15 protein-coding genes are annotated in these 16,020 nt (G+C 44.6%); 11 read left to right on the top strand and 4 right to left on the bottom strand.

Going from position 1 to position 16,020, the window contains the following annotated elements:
* The first annotated feature begins 46 nt into the window (after positions 1-46).
* Positions 47-1,039, top strand: coding sequence for an ABC transporter substrate-binding protein (locus ACLD71_RS05250; protein ID WP_411993411.1), 993 nt, complete (start codon positions 47-49; stop codon positions 1,037-1,039).
* Between the two features lie 137 nt (positions 1,040-1,176).
* Positions 1,177-1,674 carry a DUF1456 family protein gene (locus tag ACLD71_RS05245; RefSeq protein ID WP_411993409.1) on the top strand — a complete coding sequence of 166 codons (498 nt, stop codon included), beginning with the start codon at positions 1,177-1,179 and terminating at the stop codon, positions 1,672-1,674.
* A 66-nt stretch (positions 1,675-1,740) separates the two neighbouring features.
* Here ACLD71_RS05245 and ACLD71_RS05240 read toward each other — a convergent pair whose 3' ends face one another.
* On the bottom strand, positions 1,741-1,935 hold the full coding sequence (locus ACLD71_RS05240) for a hypothetical protein (protein ID WP_137673476.1): 195 nt from the start codon (positions 1,933-1,935) through the stop codon (positions 1,741-1,743).
* 120 nt (positions 1,936-2,055) lie between these two features.
* Positions 2,056-3,408: an MFS transporter gene (locus ACLD71_RS05235; RefSeq protein ID WP_137673475.1), complete on the bottom strand. Its 1,353-nt coding sequence runs from the start codon at positions 3,406-3,408 to the stop codon at positions 2,056-2,058.
* Between the two features lie 368 nt (positions 3,409-3,776).
* Between ACLD71_RS05235 and ACLD71_RS05230 the strand changes: the two genes are divergently transcribed.
* The 9 genes from ACLD71_RS05230 to ACLD71_RS05190 all read left to right on the top strand — a co-directional run bounded on the left by ACLD71_RS05230 (position 3,777) and on the right by ACLD71_RS05190 (position 14,193).
* On the top strand, positions 3,777-4,817 hold the full coding sequence (locus tag ACLD71_RS05230; RefSeq protein WP_411994831.1) for a DUF2804 domain-containing protein: 1,041 nt from the start codon (positions 3,777-3,779) through the stop codon (positions 4,815-4,817).
* 18 nt (positions 4,818-4,835) lie between these two features.
* Positions 4,836-5,705, top strand: a complete 870-nt coding sequence (locus tag ACLD71_RS05225; RefSeq protein ID WP_411993406.1) for a sterol desaturase family protein — start codon at positions 4,836-4,838, stop codon at positions 5,703-5,705.
* A gap of 70 nt (positions 5,706-5,775) precedes the next feature.
* Positions 5,776-6,540, top strand: a complete 765-nt coding sequence (locus ACLD71_RS05220; protein ID WP_137673473.1) for a DeoR/GlpR family DNA-binding transcription regulator — start codon at positions 5,776-5,778, stop codon at positions 6,538-6,540.
* Between the two features lie 25 nt (positions 6,541-6,565).
* A complete protein-coding gene (glmS, locus tag ACLD71_RS05215; RefSeq protein WP_137673472.1) occupies positions 6,566-8,401 on the top strand; it encodes a glutamine--fructose-6-phosphate transaminase (isomerizing) in 1,836 nt (611 codons plus the stop codon).
* 153 nt (positions 8,402-8,554) lie between these two features.
* Positions 8,555-8,743: a hypothetical protein gene (locus ACLD71_RS05210; RefSeq protein ID WP_411993404.1), complete on the top strand. Its 189-nt coding sequence runs from the start codon at positions 8,555-8,557 to the stop codon at positions 8,741-8,743.
* 111 nt (positions 8,744-8,854) lie between these two features.
* Positions 8,855-9,226, top strand: coding sequence for a hypothetical protein (locus ACLD71_RS05205; protein WP_137673470.1), 372 nt, complete (start codon positions 8,855-8,857; stop codon positions 9,224-9,226).
* A gap of 324 nt (positions 9,227-9,550) precedes the next feature.
* Entirely contained in the window at positions 9,551-11,959 is a 2,409-nt protein-coding gene (locus tag ACLD71_RS05200; protein ID WP_411993402.1) for a right-handed parallel beta-helix repeat-containing protein, read from the top strand.
* 104 nt (positions 11,960-12,063) lie between these two features.
* Complete coding sequence (locus ACLD71_RS05195; protein ID WP_411993400.1) at positions 12,064-12,483, top strand: DUF2141 domain-containing protein; 420 nt, start codon at positions 12,064-12,066, stop codon at positions 12,481-12,483.
* A gap of 225 nt (positions 12,484-12,708) precedes the next feature.
* On the top strand, positions 12,709-14,193 hold the full coding sequence (locus ACLD71_RS05190; RefSeq protein WP_411993398.1) for a hypothetical protein: 1,485 nt from the start codon (positions 12,709-12,711) through the stop codon (positions 14,191-14,193).
* Positions 14,194-14,266: 73 nt separating this feature from the next.
* Here the strand turns inward: ACLD71_RS05190 and ACLD71_RS05185 are convergent, their stop codons facing one another.
* Both ACLD71_RS05185 and ACLD71_RS05180 read right to left on the bottom strand, forming a co-directional pair.
* The gene (locus ACLD71_RS05185) at positions 14,267-14,866 is read right to left on the bottom strand and encodes an MltR family transcriptional regulator (RefSeq protein WP_201798736.1); all 600 of its coding nucleotides are present in this window, start codon (positions 14,864-14,866) and stop codon (positions 14,267-14,269) included.
* Positions 14,866-16,014, bottom strand: coding sequence for a mannitol-1-phosphate 5-dehydrogenase (locus ACLD71_RS05180; RefSeq protein WP_411993396.1), 1,149 nt, complete (start codon positions 16,012-16,014; stop codon positions 14,866-14,868). The genes ACLD71_RS05185 and ACLD71_RS05180 overlap by 1 nt, the downstream gene beginning before the upstream one ends.
* Positions 16,015-16,020 lie beyond the last annotated feature (6 nt).

The raw sequence follows: 16,020 nt of genomic DNA, 5'->3' as shown, positions 1-16,020 counted from the left end.
TGGCATTGACTATACTTAGGTTTAGTGCTTATTAATGAGATGCTTAGTGACAAAGTTGAGCCGTTTATTCACTATTAGTTTATTGTTGCTACTGCCGCTGGTAGCAATGGCTAAGCCCCATATTTTGGTGATTGAAAGCTATCATCAGGAATACGCATGGGACCAAAGTTACATTAAAGGCTTAGAGTCGGTATTGGCCGACGACTACCAACTCAGTTACTTTCAAATGGATACCAAACGGATCCCCAGTTCACGTCATCGTAGCCGCGGAGAAATGGCGTGGCAGCGTTACCTAGACCTAAAGCCAGATCTCGTGATACTCGGTGACGATAACGCGCTTAAATACCTAGGTCCAAGGTTTGCTAAAACCAAGCTACCAGTGGTGTATTTAGGCATTAACAATAATCCCCGTAGTTATCATGTTCACCAGCGGAAAAATATAACTGGAGTGTTAGAGCGGCCATTAATAAAGCGCACTGTGGCCACGGTGAGTACGTTTATGAATGAGCCGCCTAAGCGGATGTTAATACTGTTTGACGATAGCACCACCTCCAAAACCGTATTAAAAGAAACATTTGGCGGAAATACCCAAGTAAATGTGTCTGGGATAAAGCTTGAATTACGCTTGATGAGCTCTTGGAGCGAGTGGCAAGATAGTATTAATCATCTAGAGGAAGAGGGGTTTGATGCGGTTGTATTTGGCCTATATCATACGCTAAGAGACGATAAGAATAAGCATGTTCCTGCCGAGCAAGTGATAGCGTGGTCGGCAAAAAACACCTCTGTTCCACCCTTTGGTTTCTGGGATTTTTCCATAGGAAAAGATAAAGCCATTGGTGGGTTAGTGCTATTTGGTTTTGAGCAAGGGCGGCTAGCCGCAGAGTTAGCACATACCATTTTAACCACTGATGTGGTGCCGCATAGTCTTGGGCCTAAAACCGGAGAAAAAGGCCGTTATTTATTCAGTCGCAGTCAGTTAGAGCGTTATAATATAACGCTACCGGACAACATTAATAGTAAAGCCATATTTATAGACTAACTCGCTTAAGTGTTAGCCTTTGACTACGCTCAATAAATAAGCAGGAATTAGCCTATCTACTTGATTCACTATCGCGTAAACTCCTGCTGGTTTTTAAGGCAGCATGACTGCCCTTCTATTTGATTCAGGACTTTTGCATGACTAATAACGATATTCTTCGCCGTCTTCGCTATTGCTTTAACTTCAACGATAACAAGATGATTGCCATTTTCGCCCAAGCTGATTTGAAAGTGAGCCGCGCAGAAGTAAGTGATTGGTTAAAAAAAGAAGATGATTCCGCTTACAAAAATTTAAGCGATAAAACCTTAGCCATTTTCTTAAACGGTTTAATCAACGACAAGCGTGGTAAGCGCGAAGGCGCTCAACCAGAGCCTGAAAAACGCTTAACCAACAACATTATGCTAATGAAGCTGAAAATTGCTTTAAACCTAAAAGCAGAAGATATGTTGGATGTATTAGGCTTAACCGGTTTCCAACTTAGCAAGCATGAGCTAAGTGCATTTTTCCGCAAATCTGACCACAAACATTACCGTTTGTGTAAAGACCAAGTTATGCGTAACTTCCTACATGGCATGCAATTAAAGTATCGCGCCAACCCAGATGAAGCTCCAGACTTTGAGTGGGATACAGAATAAGCTTCCCGTTATTCAGATTAAAAAGCCGAGCAATGCTCGGCTTTTCAGTTTTTGAACCAGCTAAATTTAGTAGTAAGTATCACTGTCACTATGAAACTGAGCATCGTCTGGATAAAGCTCGTAGGTGTGCCGAGTATGCAGGTTGCCAGTGTGTTGGTCGCGAATTAGGGCTACCCGATTAACTTCATCTAACTTATCAATAACTGCTTCGCCATTCTCGTAGATGCAGTTCATTCCAACTTTAAAGGTATGGTCACTCATGTGCTGATTCCTCATGATAAAGGTTCAACAATAGTTACGTTTACTGGCAGGGTTTAGATCTTAAAGCGGAGTAGTAGAGAGTAAAAATAGGCGAGAGATAACCCTCGCCTGTTGCGTAAATTAAGCGGTTTGCGCTTGATTTACGTTACTGTCGTCGTTGGCAAGTTGTGGGTCATCTTGGTCGGTAACACCTAAAGTAACAACCGCGGCTACCACCATAGATGCGCCACCTAGTACTAAGGCCATCATTGAGTCGCCACCAAAGAATTCACGGGTAAAGTAACCTAATATACCAGCCGCTAGAATTTGTGGGATAACAATGAAGAAGTTAAATACACCCATGAAAAAGCCCATTTTTTTGCTCGGTAACGAACCGGCTAAAATAGCGTATGGCATACATAAAATACTCGCCCAAGCAAAACCAATCCCAACCATGTTAATCATTAGCATTTTAGGATCGTTAATGAAGTACATGCCAGCAAGGCTTACACCGCCCAGCGTTAAACACAAAGCGTGAACGACTTTACGGCTAGTTCGAGCAGCTAGCCAAGGTAAGGCAAAGGCGGCTAAAGCGCTAACACCGTTATACATCGCAAAACATAAACCTACCCAGTCTGCACCTTCATTGTATAAGGCTGAAGAAGTATCGGTTGCGCCATAAACACTGCTGGTTACTGCTGAGGTGGTGTAAATCCACATAGCGAACAAAGCAAACCATGAGAAAAACTGTACCACGGCCAATTGGCGCATGGTGGCAGGCATTTTTTTCACATCGGCCCATACCGCGGCAAAACCATCTCCGCTTTCTTGCTCAGGCTCGGCTGATTCGAAACGCTCCATTTCTTCTGGGCTGTATTCCTTGGTTTTTAGCACTGTCCACAAAACAGCACCAAAAAACACTACGGCACCAGCGTAGAACGAGATTTTAACCGACGGCGGAATAACCCCTTCTGGCGCTGTATTAGCAATGCCAAACCAGTTGGCTAGCACGTAAGGCATGGCCGAAGCGATAACCGAACCTACACCAATAAAGAAGGTTTGAACGGCAAAACCTTGGGTACGTTGTTCGCTAGGTAGGTTATCAGCCACTAATGCGCGAAATGGTTCCATAGAGATGTTGATCGACGCATCTAAAATCCACAGCATACCGGCGGCAATCCACAGGTAAGGTGAGTTAGGCATAATGATTAAGGCCAGCGACGACATAATCGCGCCTGCTAAGAAATACGGACGGCGGCGGCCTAAGCCATTCCAGGTGCGGTCACTCATGTAACCAATAATTGGCTGAATGAGTAAACCGGTAACAGGAGCGGCTAACCAAAGAATAGGGATTTGGTCGATGCTAGCGCCAAGCGTTTCAAAGATTCGGCTTACGTTGGCATTTTGTAAACCAAAACCAAATTGAATACCAAGAAATCCAAAGCTCATGTTCCAGATTTGCCAAAAGCGTAATTTAGGTTTGTTTGTGTTCATAAACTGACTTACTGCTGGGAGGGTGTTTACCTAGTAAAACTAGATGCTAAAAAATCTGGCTGGATTGTGAATACAAAAGGTGACTTGATCCACAAAATTTGCACGATCTAGATCACAGTAAAGGTTGAAAGTGTTTTCACTGTCACATTTATTGGTGTTTTGGGCTGCCTCGTGAGGGTTTGGTGAATAAATGCTCTGTATTTTTGACTGTTGGCAGATTAATTAGGGAAAGCAACAGAACAACCTCGCCGATGCTGCTAGCTCGCTCACAGACTTGAATAACAATTTTAGAATGTTTACTCAATATCTGCTTAGCTAAGTAAATGTTAATGATTTGTAATGGTGAGCGTGCGGTGTTGAAAGAAAACTTGAGAGAGATTGAAACGAAAGCAGCGCCTCATTGCTTAATTGATGATTCGGGTAAGGTGCAATATGGTCAATTTAATCAGCCAATAGCGCAGCTTGGTTTGGCAGAGTTCCAATACTTAAGCAGCATGGATAAACCTGCTTTAGCCTGGGCGAAGCATTTTCACTACAAGCAATTTCAATTTGTTAGCGTAAAAACTGCCCACTACATTTTGGGTTTTGCGATTGCCGACATTCGCTATTTAGGCAGTGGCTTTTGTTATGTGTACAACATTGCTAAGCAAACCTTGCAAGAAGTGAGTTGGTTAAAGCCCTGCGGACTGGCTTATGGCACCGAGCCCAGTAGCATGAACAGCCGCGCTTACATTAATGGCAAAAACACTCTCAGTATTACTATCAAAAATGGCCAATGGCAGCTGGCGGTAGAAACGCCATTTTTAAGTGCTGAATTAGCGCTAGTGTGTCAGCACTCCGATCAAGTTATGGCTATGTGTAGCCCCACTGCTTATAACGGTTGGACATACACCCAAAAACATAATGCCTTGTGCGTTAGCGGCAATTTAACCATCAATGGAGAAACCCAACACTTAAATGATGCTCTGGCCGGTTACGATTTCTCGGCTGGGTATATGCGCCGTGAAACTAGCTGGCGCTGGGCAAGCATATCGGCTCAGTTAAACGATGTGTGTTTGGGAGTAAACCTCGCAGCAGGCGTAAACGAAACCGGCTTTAACGAAAATGTACTGTGGATAGACGGACAAAAGCAGCTGCTGGGCCCGGTTCATTTTGAGTTCACCAGAGTGCCTGTCAGTGGCAGCGAACAAGTACCTACAGATTGGCATATCTACTCAGCAGATGGGCGCATTGATTTACATTTCAGCCCGCTCAATTGCCGCCAAGAACGGCTCAATCTCTGGTTGTTAAAGAGTAACTTTCGCCAATACATTGGGCATTTTAGTGGAGTGCTTGTGGATCAATGCGGTCAGCAGCATCGCTTAGATAAAGTGCTGGGCTTAAGCGAAGACCATTTTGCGCGCTGGTAGTTAAATAAGGAGTTATCCGTGGATGTTACTATACTTATTAGCCACCCAGAATATTTGTTGTTGGTGCTCGCGCCGCTGTTTGTTCTATGCATGGTGGCAGAGTGGTATTGGGGGGATAGATGCCAGCACTTGGCAGAATCTGCCCGCTACAAACCTACAGAAGTGCTGTGTAATTTTGTATTAGCCGGCATGCATCAGCTCAGCGATTTACTTACCGGATTGTTGATTAGCCAGCTGTATTTAATGCTATTTGCTTGGCGACTCTTTGAAATAGAAATGAACGTATTGAGTTTTGTTGCTTTGGTACTGGCTCAGGATTTTTGCTACTACTGGTTTCATCGCGCTAGCCATAGAGTGCGCTGGATGTGGGCTGCGCACGTAGTACACCACAGTTCTGAGAATATGAATTTTAGTACCGCGTTTAGGCAAAGCTTAATGTACCCCTTAGCCGGTATGTGGCTGTTTTGGTTGCCTTTGGTCATTATTGGCTTTGATCCTAAATGGGTGGTTTTTGTGGTGCTGCTTAATTTAGGTTTACAGTTTTTTGTGCATACCCAAGCCATTAAAAGCTTAGGGCCTTTGGAGTGGCTATTTAATACTCCTTCACACCATCGGGTGCATCATGGGCGCAACCCGCAATATATTGATAAAAACTATGCCGGTGTTTTTATTATTTGGGATAAATTGTTTGGCAGTTTTGAGAAGGAACAGCAAGTTGTTGAATACGGCATCACTCAACCGATCAATAGCTTCAATCCTTTCGTCGTGACCTTTAAAGAGTGGCGAACAATGCTTAGAGAAGTGAACGTAGCGGGCTTATCGTTTAAACAACGCTGGCGTGTTTTATTTGCCCCGCCGACCAAGCGAGCAGAAAAATCAAAACATTAACATTTCAACCTTGATCTTAAGTTTCGCTTCACTATAATAAGTTTCGATTCGAAACTTAACCATTGGCAATATGATCAAACGAAACACTCAGCAGCGTCGTCGCTTAATCTTAGAAAAGCTTGCCGAACTCGGTGAAGTAAAGGTTGACGAGCTCGCTCACTCTTTTGAAACATCAGAAGTTACGGTTCGAAAGGACTTAGCGAGTTTAGAAGCAAATGGCTTGTTGCTAAGGCGTTATGGCGGGGCTGTGCCTATTCCTAAAGAGTTGATCAACGAACCCGATGAAGAACAAGTTTCAGAGCAAAAACAAGCGATTGCGCAATCGGCTGCCGGTTTAATACGCCACCATAATCGCATTATTATCGACAGCGGCAGCACTACCGCGGCTTTGCTACCGGAGCTCTCTGGCAAAGAAGGTTTAGTGGTAATGACTAACTCTTTAAGCATCGCAGGTGCCTTACGTGAGCTGGAAAACGAGCCCACCCTTTTGATGACCGGTGGCACGTGGGATACCCATTCAGAGGCGTTTCAAGGCCAAGTGGCCGAGCAAGTATTGCGCGCTTACGACTTCGACCAATTGTTTATTGGTGCCGATGGTATTGATGTAGCGCGTGGTTCCACTACCTTTAATGAGCTGGTGGGTTTAAGCCAAGTAATGGCAGAAGTTGCAAGAGAAGTCGTGGTATTGGCCGAATCCAATAAAATTGGCCGCAGAATTCATAATCTAGAGTTGGCATGGTCCAAAATTTCAACTTTAGTCACAGACAATCAGTTAGACCCAGCCATCGCCGAGCAAATTCGTGCTCAAGGCGTTAATCTGGTTATAGCGAAATAAATTTACCGACAAGGAAAGAAGAACTATGTGTGGAATTGTAGGAGCAGTAGCTCAACGTGACATTGCTGAAATTTTAGTAGAAGGCTTACGCCGTTTAGAATACCGCGGTTATGACTCTGCCGGTGTTGCGGTAATTAACGCTGCGGGTGAACTGCAACGTGTGCGTCGTTTAGGTAAAGTGAAAGAGCTATCTGACGCAGTAAGCGAATCACAAGTAAATGGTGCCATTGGTATTGCACATACCCGTTGGGCGACTCACGGCGAGCCAAGTGAAGTAAATGCTCACCCACACATCTCTAGTGATACTTTGTCGGTAGTACATAACGGTATTATTGAAAACCACGACCAGTTACGTGAAAAACTACGTGGCTTGGGTTATACCTTTACCTCGCAAACCGATACCGAAGTGATTGTTCACTTGGTTCACCACGAACTAAAAACCGCTAGCTCACTGCGTGAAGCAGTACAACGCGCAGTACCTCAACTGGAAGGTGCTTACGGTACAGTAGTGCTAGATCAAAACGACCCAGAGCGTATTGTTGTTGCTCGTTCTGGTAGCCCACTAGTGATTGGCCACGGTATTGGCGAAACCTTTATTGCATCAGACCAACTGGCCTTGTTGCCTGTTACTCGCCGCTTTAGTTATTTAGAAGAAGGCGACGTAGCCGAAGTGACGCGCGCTGGCGCAGAAATCTTTGACTTAAACGGTGAGCCAGTAGAGCGTGAAATTACCGAATCTACGGTAGAGCACGATGCCGGCGGCAAAGCCGGTTTCCGTCACTTTATGGAAAAAGAGATTTTTGAACAGCCAAGTGCATTACGCCAAACGCTAGATCAACGTGTTTCGGCAAATGGTGTGAATATTGAAGAGTTTGGCCCTAACGGCGCCGAACTGCTATCTAAAGTAGAACATGTGCAAATTATTGCCTGTGGTACTTCGTACAACTCAGGCATGGTTGCTCGCTACTGGCTAGAAGCTGTGGCTGGCGTAACCTGTAACGTAGAAATTGCTTCCGAGTTCCGTTACCGCCAATCGGTAGTTCGTCCAAATAGCTTGTTTGTTACCTTGTCTCAATCAGGTGAAACGGCTGATACACTTGCCGCGCTGCGTATTGCTAAAGAGCTCGGTTATATGTCTAGCTTGGCCATTTGTAACGTACCTGGTTCATCGCTAGTGCGTGAATCAGACCTAGCCTTTATGACTAAAGCTGGCGTAGAAATTGGCGTAGCATCGTCAAAAGCCTTTACTACTCAGTTGGTGGCGCTATTGCTACTTACTTTAGGTATTGGCCGCTTACAAGGCCGCGTAACTGCCGAGCGTGAAGCAGAAGTAATTGCCGAGCTTAAATTACTGCCAGCCAAGGTTGAGCAGGTATTAGCCACTTCCGAAATTATTGAAAAGTTGGCGGAAGATTTTGCCGATAAAGAGCACACCTTGTTCCTAGGACGTGGCGACCAATACCCCATTGCAATGGAAGGGGCGCTTAAGCTTAAAGAAATCTCTTACATTCACGCAGAAGCATACGCAGCAGGCGAGTTAAAACACGGCCCATTAGCGTTAATTGACGCCGATATGCCGGTAGTGGTTGTTGCACCAAATAACGAGTTGCTAGAGAAGCTTAAATCAAACGTTGAAGAAGTACGCGCACGTGGCGGCCAAATGTATGTATTTGCAGACCAAAACGCCCGCTTTAGCAGTGACGAAACCATGCGCGTATTAGAATTGCCGCACGTAGACGAGTTAGTAGCGCCAGTACTTTACACCGTGCCACTACAGCTGTTGTCTTACCACGTAGCGCTAATTAAAGGCACCGACGTAGACCAACCACGTAACTTAGCTAAAGCTGTTACAGTGGAATAGGCACAAGCTCAATTAAGACTTCAAAGCCCTGCAGTGGTAAACGCTGCAGGGTTTTTTATTGTCTTGAGTTGTCTCCACTGTAGGAAATTGCACTAAGGCGTTGATCTGTCACAGCGTGATAAGTTTATTGCTGGTACAAAAGGGGCTGAATTTTTGTTTGATGATGAAATCAAAGCTTATGTCGATGAAATTTGGACTCGTACAGTAGACGCGAATGAATGGGTTGAAGATGGAAAAGCTCAATCTAATGGTCAGAACTTGGTTCCTCACAAAAAATGGTTTAATACACAACTCAGAACTATTAACTCGAAATTTGAAAAATATATGAGTTTGTCGCACTAAATATTTATCAAGGCGTTTAACTCGACACTCAACGTTTGGCATTTTTGCTTTGAAAAGTATACGCGAAGGTACCGTGCGGGTTAGTCAGGAGCTATATGGTCAGTTGTAGATATGATTAGAGTAATTATTGTTTTGGTTCTTGCAATGAATTTAACAGGCTGCCCAGCAATGCTGTATGCCTCATTGAAAAACCAAGCGGTATCGGACATAACGATTTTTGCTACTTCAAATCCAAATAAATCGTGGGTTGCTAGTAGTGGCAATAGTACAAAATTAGTATGGGGCTGGGGCGGCTGTATAATTGTTCAGGATAAAGACACTGAGAGCTATTTTTCCGCTGAGCCAATTCCTGAGAATGTGGTTCATGCAGGTATGTTTAGCTCTAAGCTAGAAGTCATGTATAAAAATGGCAATTTATTTTTTGTATCAATGAGCGGAGAGTTAATCGAAGTAAATAGAATTAGAAAGTGCAATAACACATAACAATCCAATCGGTGTCGCCTGCGGCTATACAGAAAAATTTCGATTTTGCTGCCCATTGTAAAGGCGGTAATTTTACCCTCCACATTGTTGCTAATACGGAAACTCCAATACGGCCTTCGCCGATCAAACCTTTACTTAGCCATGTCTAAAAATCTAGCCAGCGTATGGCGACTTTTGAATAGTTACTATTGTCCGTCAATATTAAACTCTTAATAGTTGCTGATCATATTTAAGTCTTTGTTTTATAATAAATTGATAGTGGATTCCATTTAGTATATTGTTTCGCCAATTAACATGGAACACAATAAAGACGGGAATCTATCAGTGTCCTTTAAGCTAAGTCACATATCGACATTTATCGCCTTAATCACGCTTTCACATTTATCTCATGCTGCTGACTATTTTGTTGCGCCGAGCGGCGATGATGCCGCCGACGGTTCTATTGCTACGCCTTTTCTAAGCTTGTCTAAAGCTGCGCAAATAGCGGTTGCTGGCGATACCGTGAACATTCGAGAAGGTGTTTATCATGAGGTGTTACGGCCAAGTCATTCTGGGGTAGAGTCAAACCCGATTGTGTTTCAGTCTTATCAAGATGAAAAAGTCGTTATTACCGCCATGGAAGCGGTAAATAACTGGACCGAAGACTCGGCAAATATTTATGTTGCCGATGTTGCTTGGGATTTAGGCCAATCGAACTTTGTGATGCAAGGCAATACTGCCATGGATTTAGCGCGCTGGCCGAACAATATCGACGGCGACCCGTTTACTCAAAACTCGCTAAGAAACACGGGTGGTAGTGCCGCTGAGGTAGCCGATAATGCTTATTTAGATTATTCACCGGGTATTCCTGATGCGGATTGGTCGAAGGGGGGCTCTGTTTATTTTTACGGTGATAAACCGGGCTCTGGCTGGACAACTTGGCGCGCCTTCATTACCAGCAATACCACCACTCAAGTGAGTTTTAGCCTAGACAAAAATCCCACCTGGATCCGCACTTTTCATGCCCCTGCCGATGGCGGTGACTTTTTTCTGCAAGGGATTAAAGAAGCATTAGATTATCAAAACGAATGGTATGTTGATGGCGATAACAACAAGCTTTATGTGCAGCTGCCTGATGGCGTGATGCCAAGTGAAAACCAAGTGCAAATGCGCAAGCGTGAAACCACTATCGATTTATCTTCACGCAGTTATATTCATATTAAAAACCTTGCGGTATTTGGTGGCTCAATAGAGATTACTAGTGGAGCCTCGCACAACCACATTTATGGCGTTACCAGTTTATATGGCAACTACACACTAGGGGTGGTGTCGGGTTTTTCGTCAGATAATCAAAGCGTTAATATTCGTAGTGACTGGAATCAGTTTAACAGCGTAAACAACGTGATAGAGAAAAGTGAGATTGGCTTTGGCTCTGGTACTGGTATTTATGATTCTGGTGAAAATACCCAAGTTCTCGATTCTTATATTCACGATTTTAACTACTTGGGCAATTACGACGCGATTATTAACGCTCGTGGTGGCAACAATACCAAGGTACTCAGAAACACCATTACCCGTGGTGGCCGAGATGCTATTCAAGCCTTTAATAACAATGCTGAATATGCGTTTAACGACATTTCTCGCAGTAATTTAATTGCCGATGATTGCGGCCTTTTTTACACCGTGGGCGGCCCTAGCAATACCGAGATCCACCACAACTGGCTGCACGATGCTTATTCATCGGGTAGTAAAAGCAAAGCGGCTGGTATCTATTTAGATAACGACGCCGAAGGTTTTGAGGTTCACCACAATGTGATTTGGAATACCGAGTGGTCGAGTATTCAAATTAATTGGAATGGTACCGACATAAACATTTATAACAACACTCTATGGAATGGCAGTGCCACTATGGGGGCGTGGCATAAAGACGGTACCGCGTTTTCTAATGTGAATGTTTGGAACAACTTGTCTGATAAAGACTCGTGGGAACCGCAATCAGACAAGCAGAACAACTTAACCACGGCCGAATCTCCTTTTGTCGATTATGCCAATGGCGATTTTCGCTTAAAAGCCAGCTCTGCCCCTATTGATGCTGGCCGTGTTATTGCGGGTATTACCGACGATGTTACCGATGGTAACCCTGATGTTGGCGCTTACGAGAAAGGTGGAGATAACGAAAACTGGATAGCGGGCATAACCTGGGATAGACAGCTAGGCCCAACCGGTAATGGTTGTTATGGGCTTCCTGGAGAAGATTGTGTAAATCCTGCGGTAGAAGTGCCGCTGGCTAGCTTTAGTGTTAGCAGTTTGGAGGTTGAAGAGAATCAACAGGTAACAATTGTTGTTATGCTGTCTAGTGACGCAGGGGTTTACCCAGTGACCATTCCCTATACCTTGAGCGGCACTGCCGATAGCAGTGACCACAACTTGGTTGCTGGTAGCTTAGTGATTAACGCTGGCACTGAAGGCTCTTTAACTTTTCGAGTACTAGCAGACGAGCTGATTGAAGGTGACGAAACGCTAGTGATTAGCATGGGAACGCTGATTAATGCCCTTGCAGGCACTAATGATTCTGTAACGGTAAGCATAAAAGATAAAACAACAGCGCCAACACCGGATCCAGACCCAACGCCGGACCCAGAACCGACTCCTGATCCTGAGCCCACACCGGATTCAGACAGTGGTGGCGGTAGTGTAGGTTTTGGCCTGCTATTGATGTTGGCTGTGCTGAGGCTGAATAGAACCAAGCTGTAGGGTAATTATTCAACGCAAGTAAGCGGGTAGCTGCGAAATCAGCATTACAAATTAGTCGTAGAGGCTTATCATTGGCGTTATCTATATCGTTCAATATAAGCCTTATGAAGCGCCTAATTTATCTATTAAGTTTTGTTCCATTTTTTGTGGTCGCCGCAGATGTCCACATAGATATCTTGGGGATTAAGGCAGGAAAAGGGCAAATAGTGGTCAGCGTATGGGACTCAGAAGACAGCTATCTTAAAACCCCTTTTATTATAAAAACCAATGCTGCTAGTAACATTCGCAATAACCAGCTTAGGTTTACCTTTAGTGGCTCGCTGCCAGAAGAGTGTGCCATTAGTGTTTATTATGACGAGAATGCCAACGGTAAGTTAGATACCAATTGGCTTGGTATTCCTCGTGAAGCCGTTGGTATTAGCAACAATGTTAAAGGGCGTTTTGGGCCACCTAAATATAACGATGGAATGATTACGCTATCTGGCAATGAACAAATATTTAAAATTTACCTTGAAGAGATTTAATCACCTGTCATTATCCTGCCCCATTTACCTGTATGCGCATCACTAGCCCAGTTGGCTAGCAATGTTTCACTACCAATTTGCCTCATAGTTCTACTTAATTAGCTGTTTTTTCAATCAGTAAATTGATGGCGATTATGTTCAAGAGCAGCTTGTTCCGCTAAAGTAATTAGTGAGATAGTTTGAGTAGAAGCAGCAGGAAGCACTTCATTCCCTATAAGGATTGTAATGAGATTAACCCCGTCGTTCGGCCTGAGTTTATTGTTAGTCATGGGCTTAAGCGCATGCTCCACCAAAACCCTTATCCCCTCAGGTGAGCGTGAAGAAGTTCGCCAACAAGTCGAGCAAAGTGCCGACGTAGGTCTGCAGCGCTTGCTTGAGTTACAACCTGAGCTAGAGCAAGAAGTCGCTAACTCTGCTGGTTACTTTAGTTCTGAATTATCCAGCTTTAAAGTACCTATATTGGGCAAGTCTCAGGGACTAGGTGCTTTGTATAATAATCAAGACGACAGCATTAGTTACATGGATGTGGAACGTTACGATGTTGGCTTAGGTTTAGGCCTCAGTAATTACTACCTTATAGCCTTATTTGAAAACCAACAAAGTTTAGATGCCTTTGATCAAGGCGGTTGGGGCACAGGAGTGTCGGCAGAATGGCGATTGGGTGAAAGCGGCCAAACGTTTGCTACAACAATGAATGTAAACGAGTATGACGTACCTGCTTACGTGGTGAATGATGGCGGCGCAAACCTGTCTGGCTCAGCGATGTTAGTGAACGTTTCGCGTAATGAAGAACTTACCGATAGCGGCTTAAACAAAATCACTCTGCCAATGAAAGACAGCCAATCTCGCGGCACTCAAAAGCAACATGCGCCAAGAAAATGGGACCGTGTATTGCCCTTTTACGGCCAGCGTGTCGTAGACCTAGGTTACGACTTACCCATGCCTATCGGCATTAGTTTGATTTACGTAGATACTTACCAGCACATGGATCTTGATGAATTAGAAGTTGGCCCAGGTGGCGGTGGAAATAAAGTACCGATCGATTTCGTGGCCTTTAGCGACAATGATAACAGCACCTCTACTCCGCAAATTAAAGTGGATGCTTGGCTGTTTCCTTTCATGAACGTATTTGGCACCTTTGGCCGGATAAGCGGTGACGCCAACGTTAATTTTGCACTCAATGGTGACGATTTATTAGAGCAGCTAGAGATTGACTGTTCAGGCATTATTAGCCACCCAGCGTGTCGCGTTCTAGAAGGAAAAGAAACGGTACCATTTAATGTAAATGTAGATGTATCGGGTTACAGCTATAGCATTGGCACCGTGCTAGCTGGTGGTTGGCGAAGCTACTTTGTGGCTGTACCACTTACTTTTACCTATGCAGATATGGATCGAACCAGCAGCGACGGTGTGGTATTTAGCGCGGTGCCGCGAGTGGGAAAATTGTTCCAGTTTGAAGACGATCGCAGCTTGGCCTTGTATGGTGGCGTGAGCTATTTAGACAGCGAGTTACGTATTGAGGGTAATCAGCCGATTCCTGGTACTGATTTATCCATAGACTATAAGATTCGCCAAGAGAACAAAGATAAATGGCAAGGACTGGTCGGCGGTAACTTCAACGTTAATGCGTATTGGTCGGTAATGGTGGAGTATGTTGGCTTTGGTGGAGACCGACGCCAATTTATTGCAGGTTTAAATCGTCGTTTCTAGCGGCACGGGTTTGAGAGTGTTGCCTGGTAATTGCGCGAGAGACTAGGCATCCCTGCCTGTTGCAAAGTGAGGGTTAGCGCATCATGGTTTGCATTAACACATTGTCGCGACATAGATAGGCAACCATGTCGGTAATGGCTAAAACGATGGTTGACCGCACTTTTTGATTATGACGAGCAAGATGCATGTCGTACATTGGACCGCTAAGTTTGTTAAGCCTGGCAAGGTCTTCTTCAATGGGCATAATCCGTTGAATAGCGTGCACTTTGTTAAGTTCGAACAGAATGTCTATTTCAGTAAAACTTACCTTCTCATCTTGAATTTTTGTCCACTCTCTTAGGGTGACAAAAATTTCGATGTCTTCGTAAATCTCCTGAGAAATCACTCCTAAACCCAAAATTAGCTTTGCACGCAGCATAATGTCGCCCAGCGGACCATCATTTTTCAACAAGGGGTCTACCGCAAACTTAACGGCATAGTCGTCTTTGTTGAAGATGCTTTTTAGCAGGGTGTCTACGGTGTCATCAAGGGCGTCGTACGCCGCCATTAAACACTCGCTAGCACTGCTTGCTTCAGCAATAGCTTCTAATAGCTCAGCTTCATTTGTGGGGTGAATAGGCATAGGGTCTCGGTAATAACAAAGTGCCACATTAGTGGCACTTGGCTGATTCATTATTTCAACGCTAAATACGCTTGTTCGGCTAGTTTAACAACTTCGTCGCTACTATTCAGCTCTGAATAATGCGCAAGTGTGTCGCAGAAGCCTTTTTCTTTGAACATTGCTTGTAGTTCTACTGCTTGTGGATCGTCGTCGTTTTGATAATGGAAGGCAGCCGCAATGCCTTTAATCAAGTAGCTATTGGGTAGCTGATATTCCAAAGTACCATTCAATGGCTTAATCAAACGATCTTGTGGGCTGAGTTTACGAATAGGCTGGCGACCTACGCGGTCTACTTCGTCACGCAAATAAGGGTTAGCAAAGCGGCCAAGAATTTTTTCTATGTAAGCTGCATGCGCCGTTGGGTCAAACTGATAGCGGCGAATCAACACTTCACCACTTTCTTGCATGGCGGCTTTAACGTCAGCTCTAATGGCTGGGTCTTCAATGGCATCTTTAATGGTTTCGTGGCCCGCCATTACGCCTAAATAAGCGGTGATGAGGTGGCCGGTGTTTAAAGTGAACAGCTTACGTTCTACAAAGGCCATTAGGTTGTCGGTGCATTCCATGCCTTTAATGTCGGGGATGTTTCCCTTAAATTGGGTCTGGTCAACAATCCACTCACTAAAGGTTTCTACGGTTACCGCTAATGGATCGCTTTCACCGGCTTCTGCTGGTGGCACAATGCGGTCCACTGCTGAGTCAACAAAACCGATCAAAAGCTCTGTTTGCGCATGTAAAGCTTGGGGTAAATGTTTAAGTACTTCCGCTTTTAGCTGGCTAGTACCGCGTACCATGTTTTCGCAGGCGATAATGTTCATAGGCTGAGTGACACCGGCTAGCAAGCGTTTCTCAATGCCTTGGGCAATGGTTTTAGCAATAATGTTTAATACTGTTGGCCCCACTGCAGTGGTCACAAGGTCAGATTCTGCCACGCAATCAACCACTTCTGCGCTGGTTGAATTTACCGCGGTAACTTTGCTTACTGGCTCTAAAGTGCATTGTTCGCCCACTACCTTAACCTGGTACTCGCCACGTTGTTGTAGTGCGGAAATAACGGTTTCGTTTACGTCGGCAAAGGTAACTGCGATGCCTGCGTCGGCTAATAATTTGCCAATAAAGCCGCGGCCAATATTACCGGCGCCAAAATGTAATGCTTTCATAATAAA

It is taken from the genome of Agarivorans sp. DSG3-1 (genome assembly GCF_046774965.1).
Taxonomy (GTDB): domain Bacteria; phylum Pseudomonadota; class Gammaproteobacteria; order Enterobacterales; family Celerinatantimonadaceae; genus Agarivorans.
The sequence above is the reverse complement of the archived record's forward strand: the minus strand, read 5'-3'. Positions and strand labels throughout refer to the sequence as shown.

Bases quoted from the DNA above. Each gene is read 5' to 3' on its own strand.
- ACLD71_RS05245 (WP_411993409.1), top strand. From the start codon at position 1,177: ATGACTAATAACGATATTCTTCGCCGTCTTCGCTATTGCTTTAACTTC.
- ACLD71_RS05240 (WP_137673476.1), bottom strand. From the start codon at position 1,935: ATGAGTGACCATACCTTTAAAGTTGGAATGAACTGCATCTACGAGAAT.
- ACLD71_RS05235 (WP_137673475.1), bottom strand. From the start codon at position 3,408: ATGAACACAAACAAACCTAAATTACGCTTTTGGCAAATCTGGAACATG.
- ACLD71_RS05220 (WP_137673473.1), top strand. From the start codon at position 5,776: ATGATCAAACGAAACACTCAGCAGCGTCGTCGCTTAATCTTAGAAAAG.
- glmS (WP_137673472.1), top strand. From the start codon at position 6,566: ATGTGTGGAATTGTAGGAGCAGTAGCTCAACGTGACATTGCTGAAATT.
- ACLD71_RS05205 (WP_137673470.1), top strand. From the start codon at position 8,855: ATGATTAGAGTAATTATTGTTTTGGTTCTTGCAATGAATTTAACAGGC.
- ACLD71_RS05195 (WP_411993400.1), top strand. From the start codon at position 12,064: ATGAAGCGCCTAATTTATCTATTAAGTTTTGTTCCATTTTTTGTGGTC.
- ACLD71_RS05190 (WP_411993398.1), top strand. From the start codon at position 12,709: ATGAGATTAACCCCGTCGTTCGGCCTGAGTTTATTGTTAGTCATGGGC.
- ACLD71_RS05185 (WP_201798736.1), bottom strand. From the start codon at position 14,866: ATGAATCAGCCAAGTGCCACTAATGTGGCACTTTGTTATTACCGAGAC.
- ACLD71_RS05180 (WP_411993396.1), bottom strand. From the start codon at position 16,014: ATGAAAGCATTACATTTTGGCGCCGGTAATATTGGCCGCGGCTTTATT.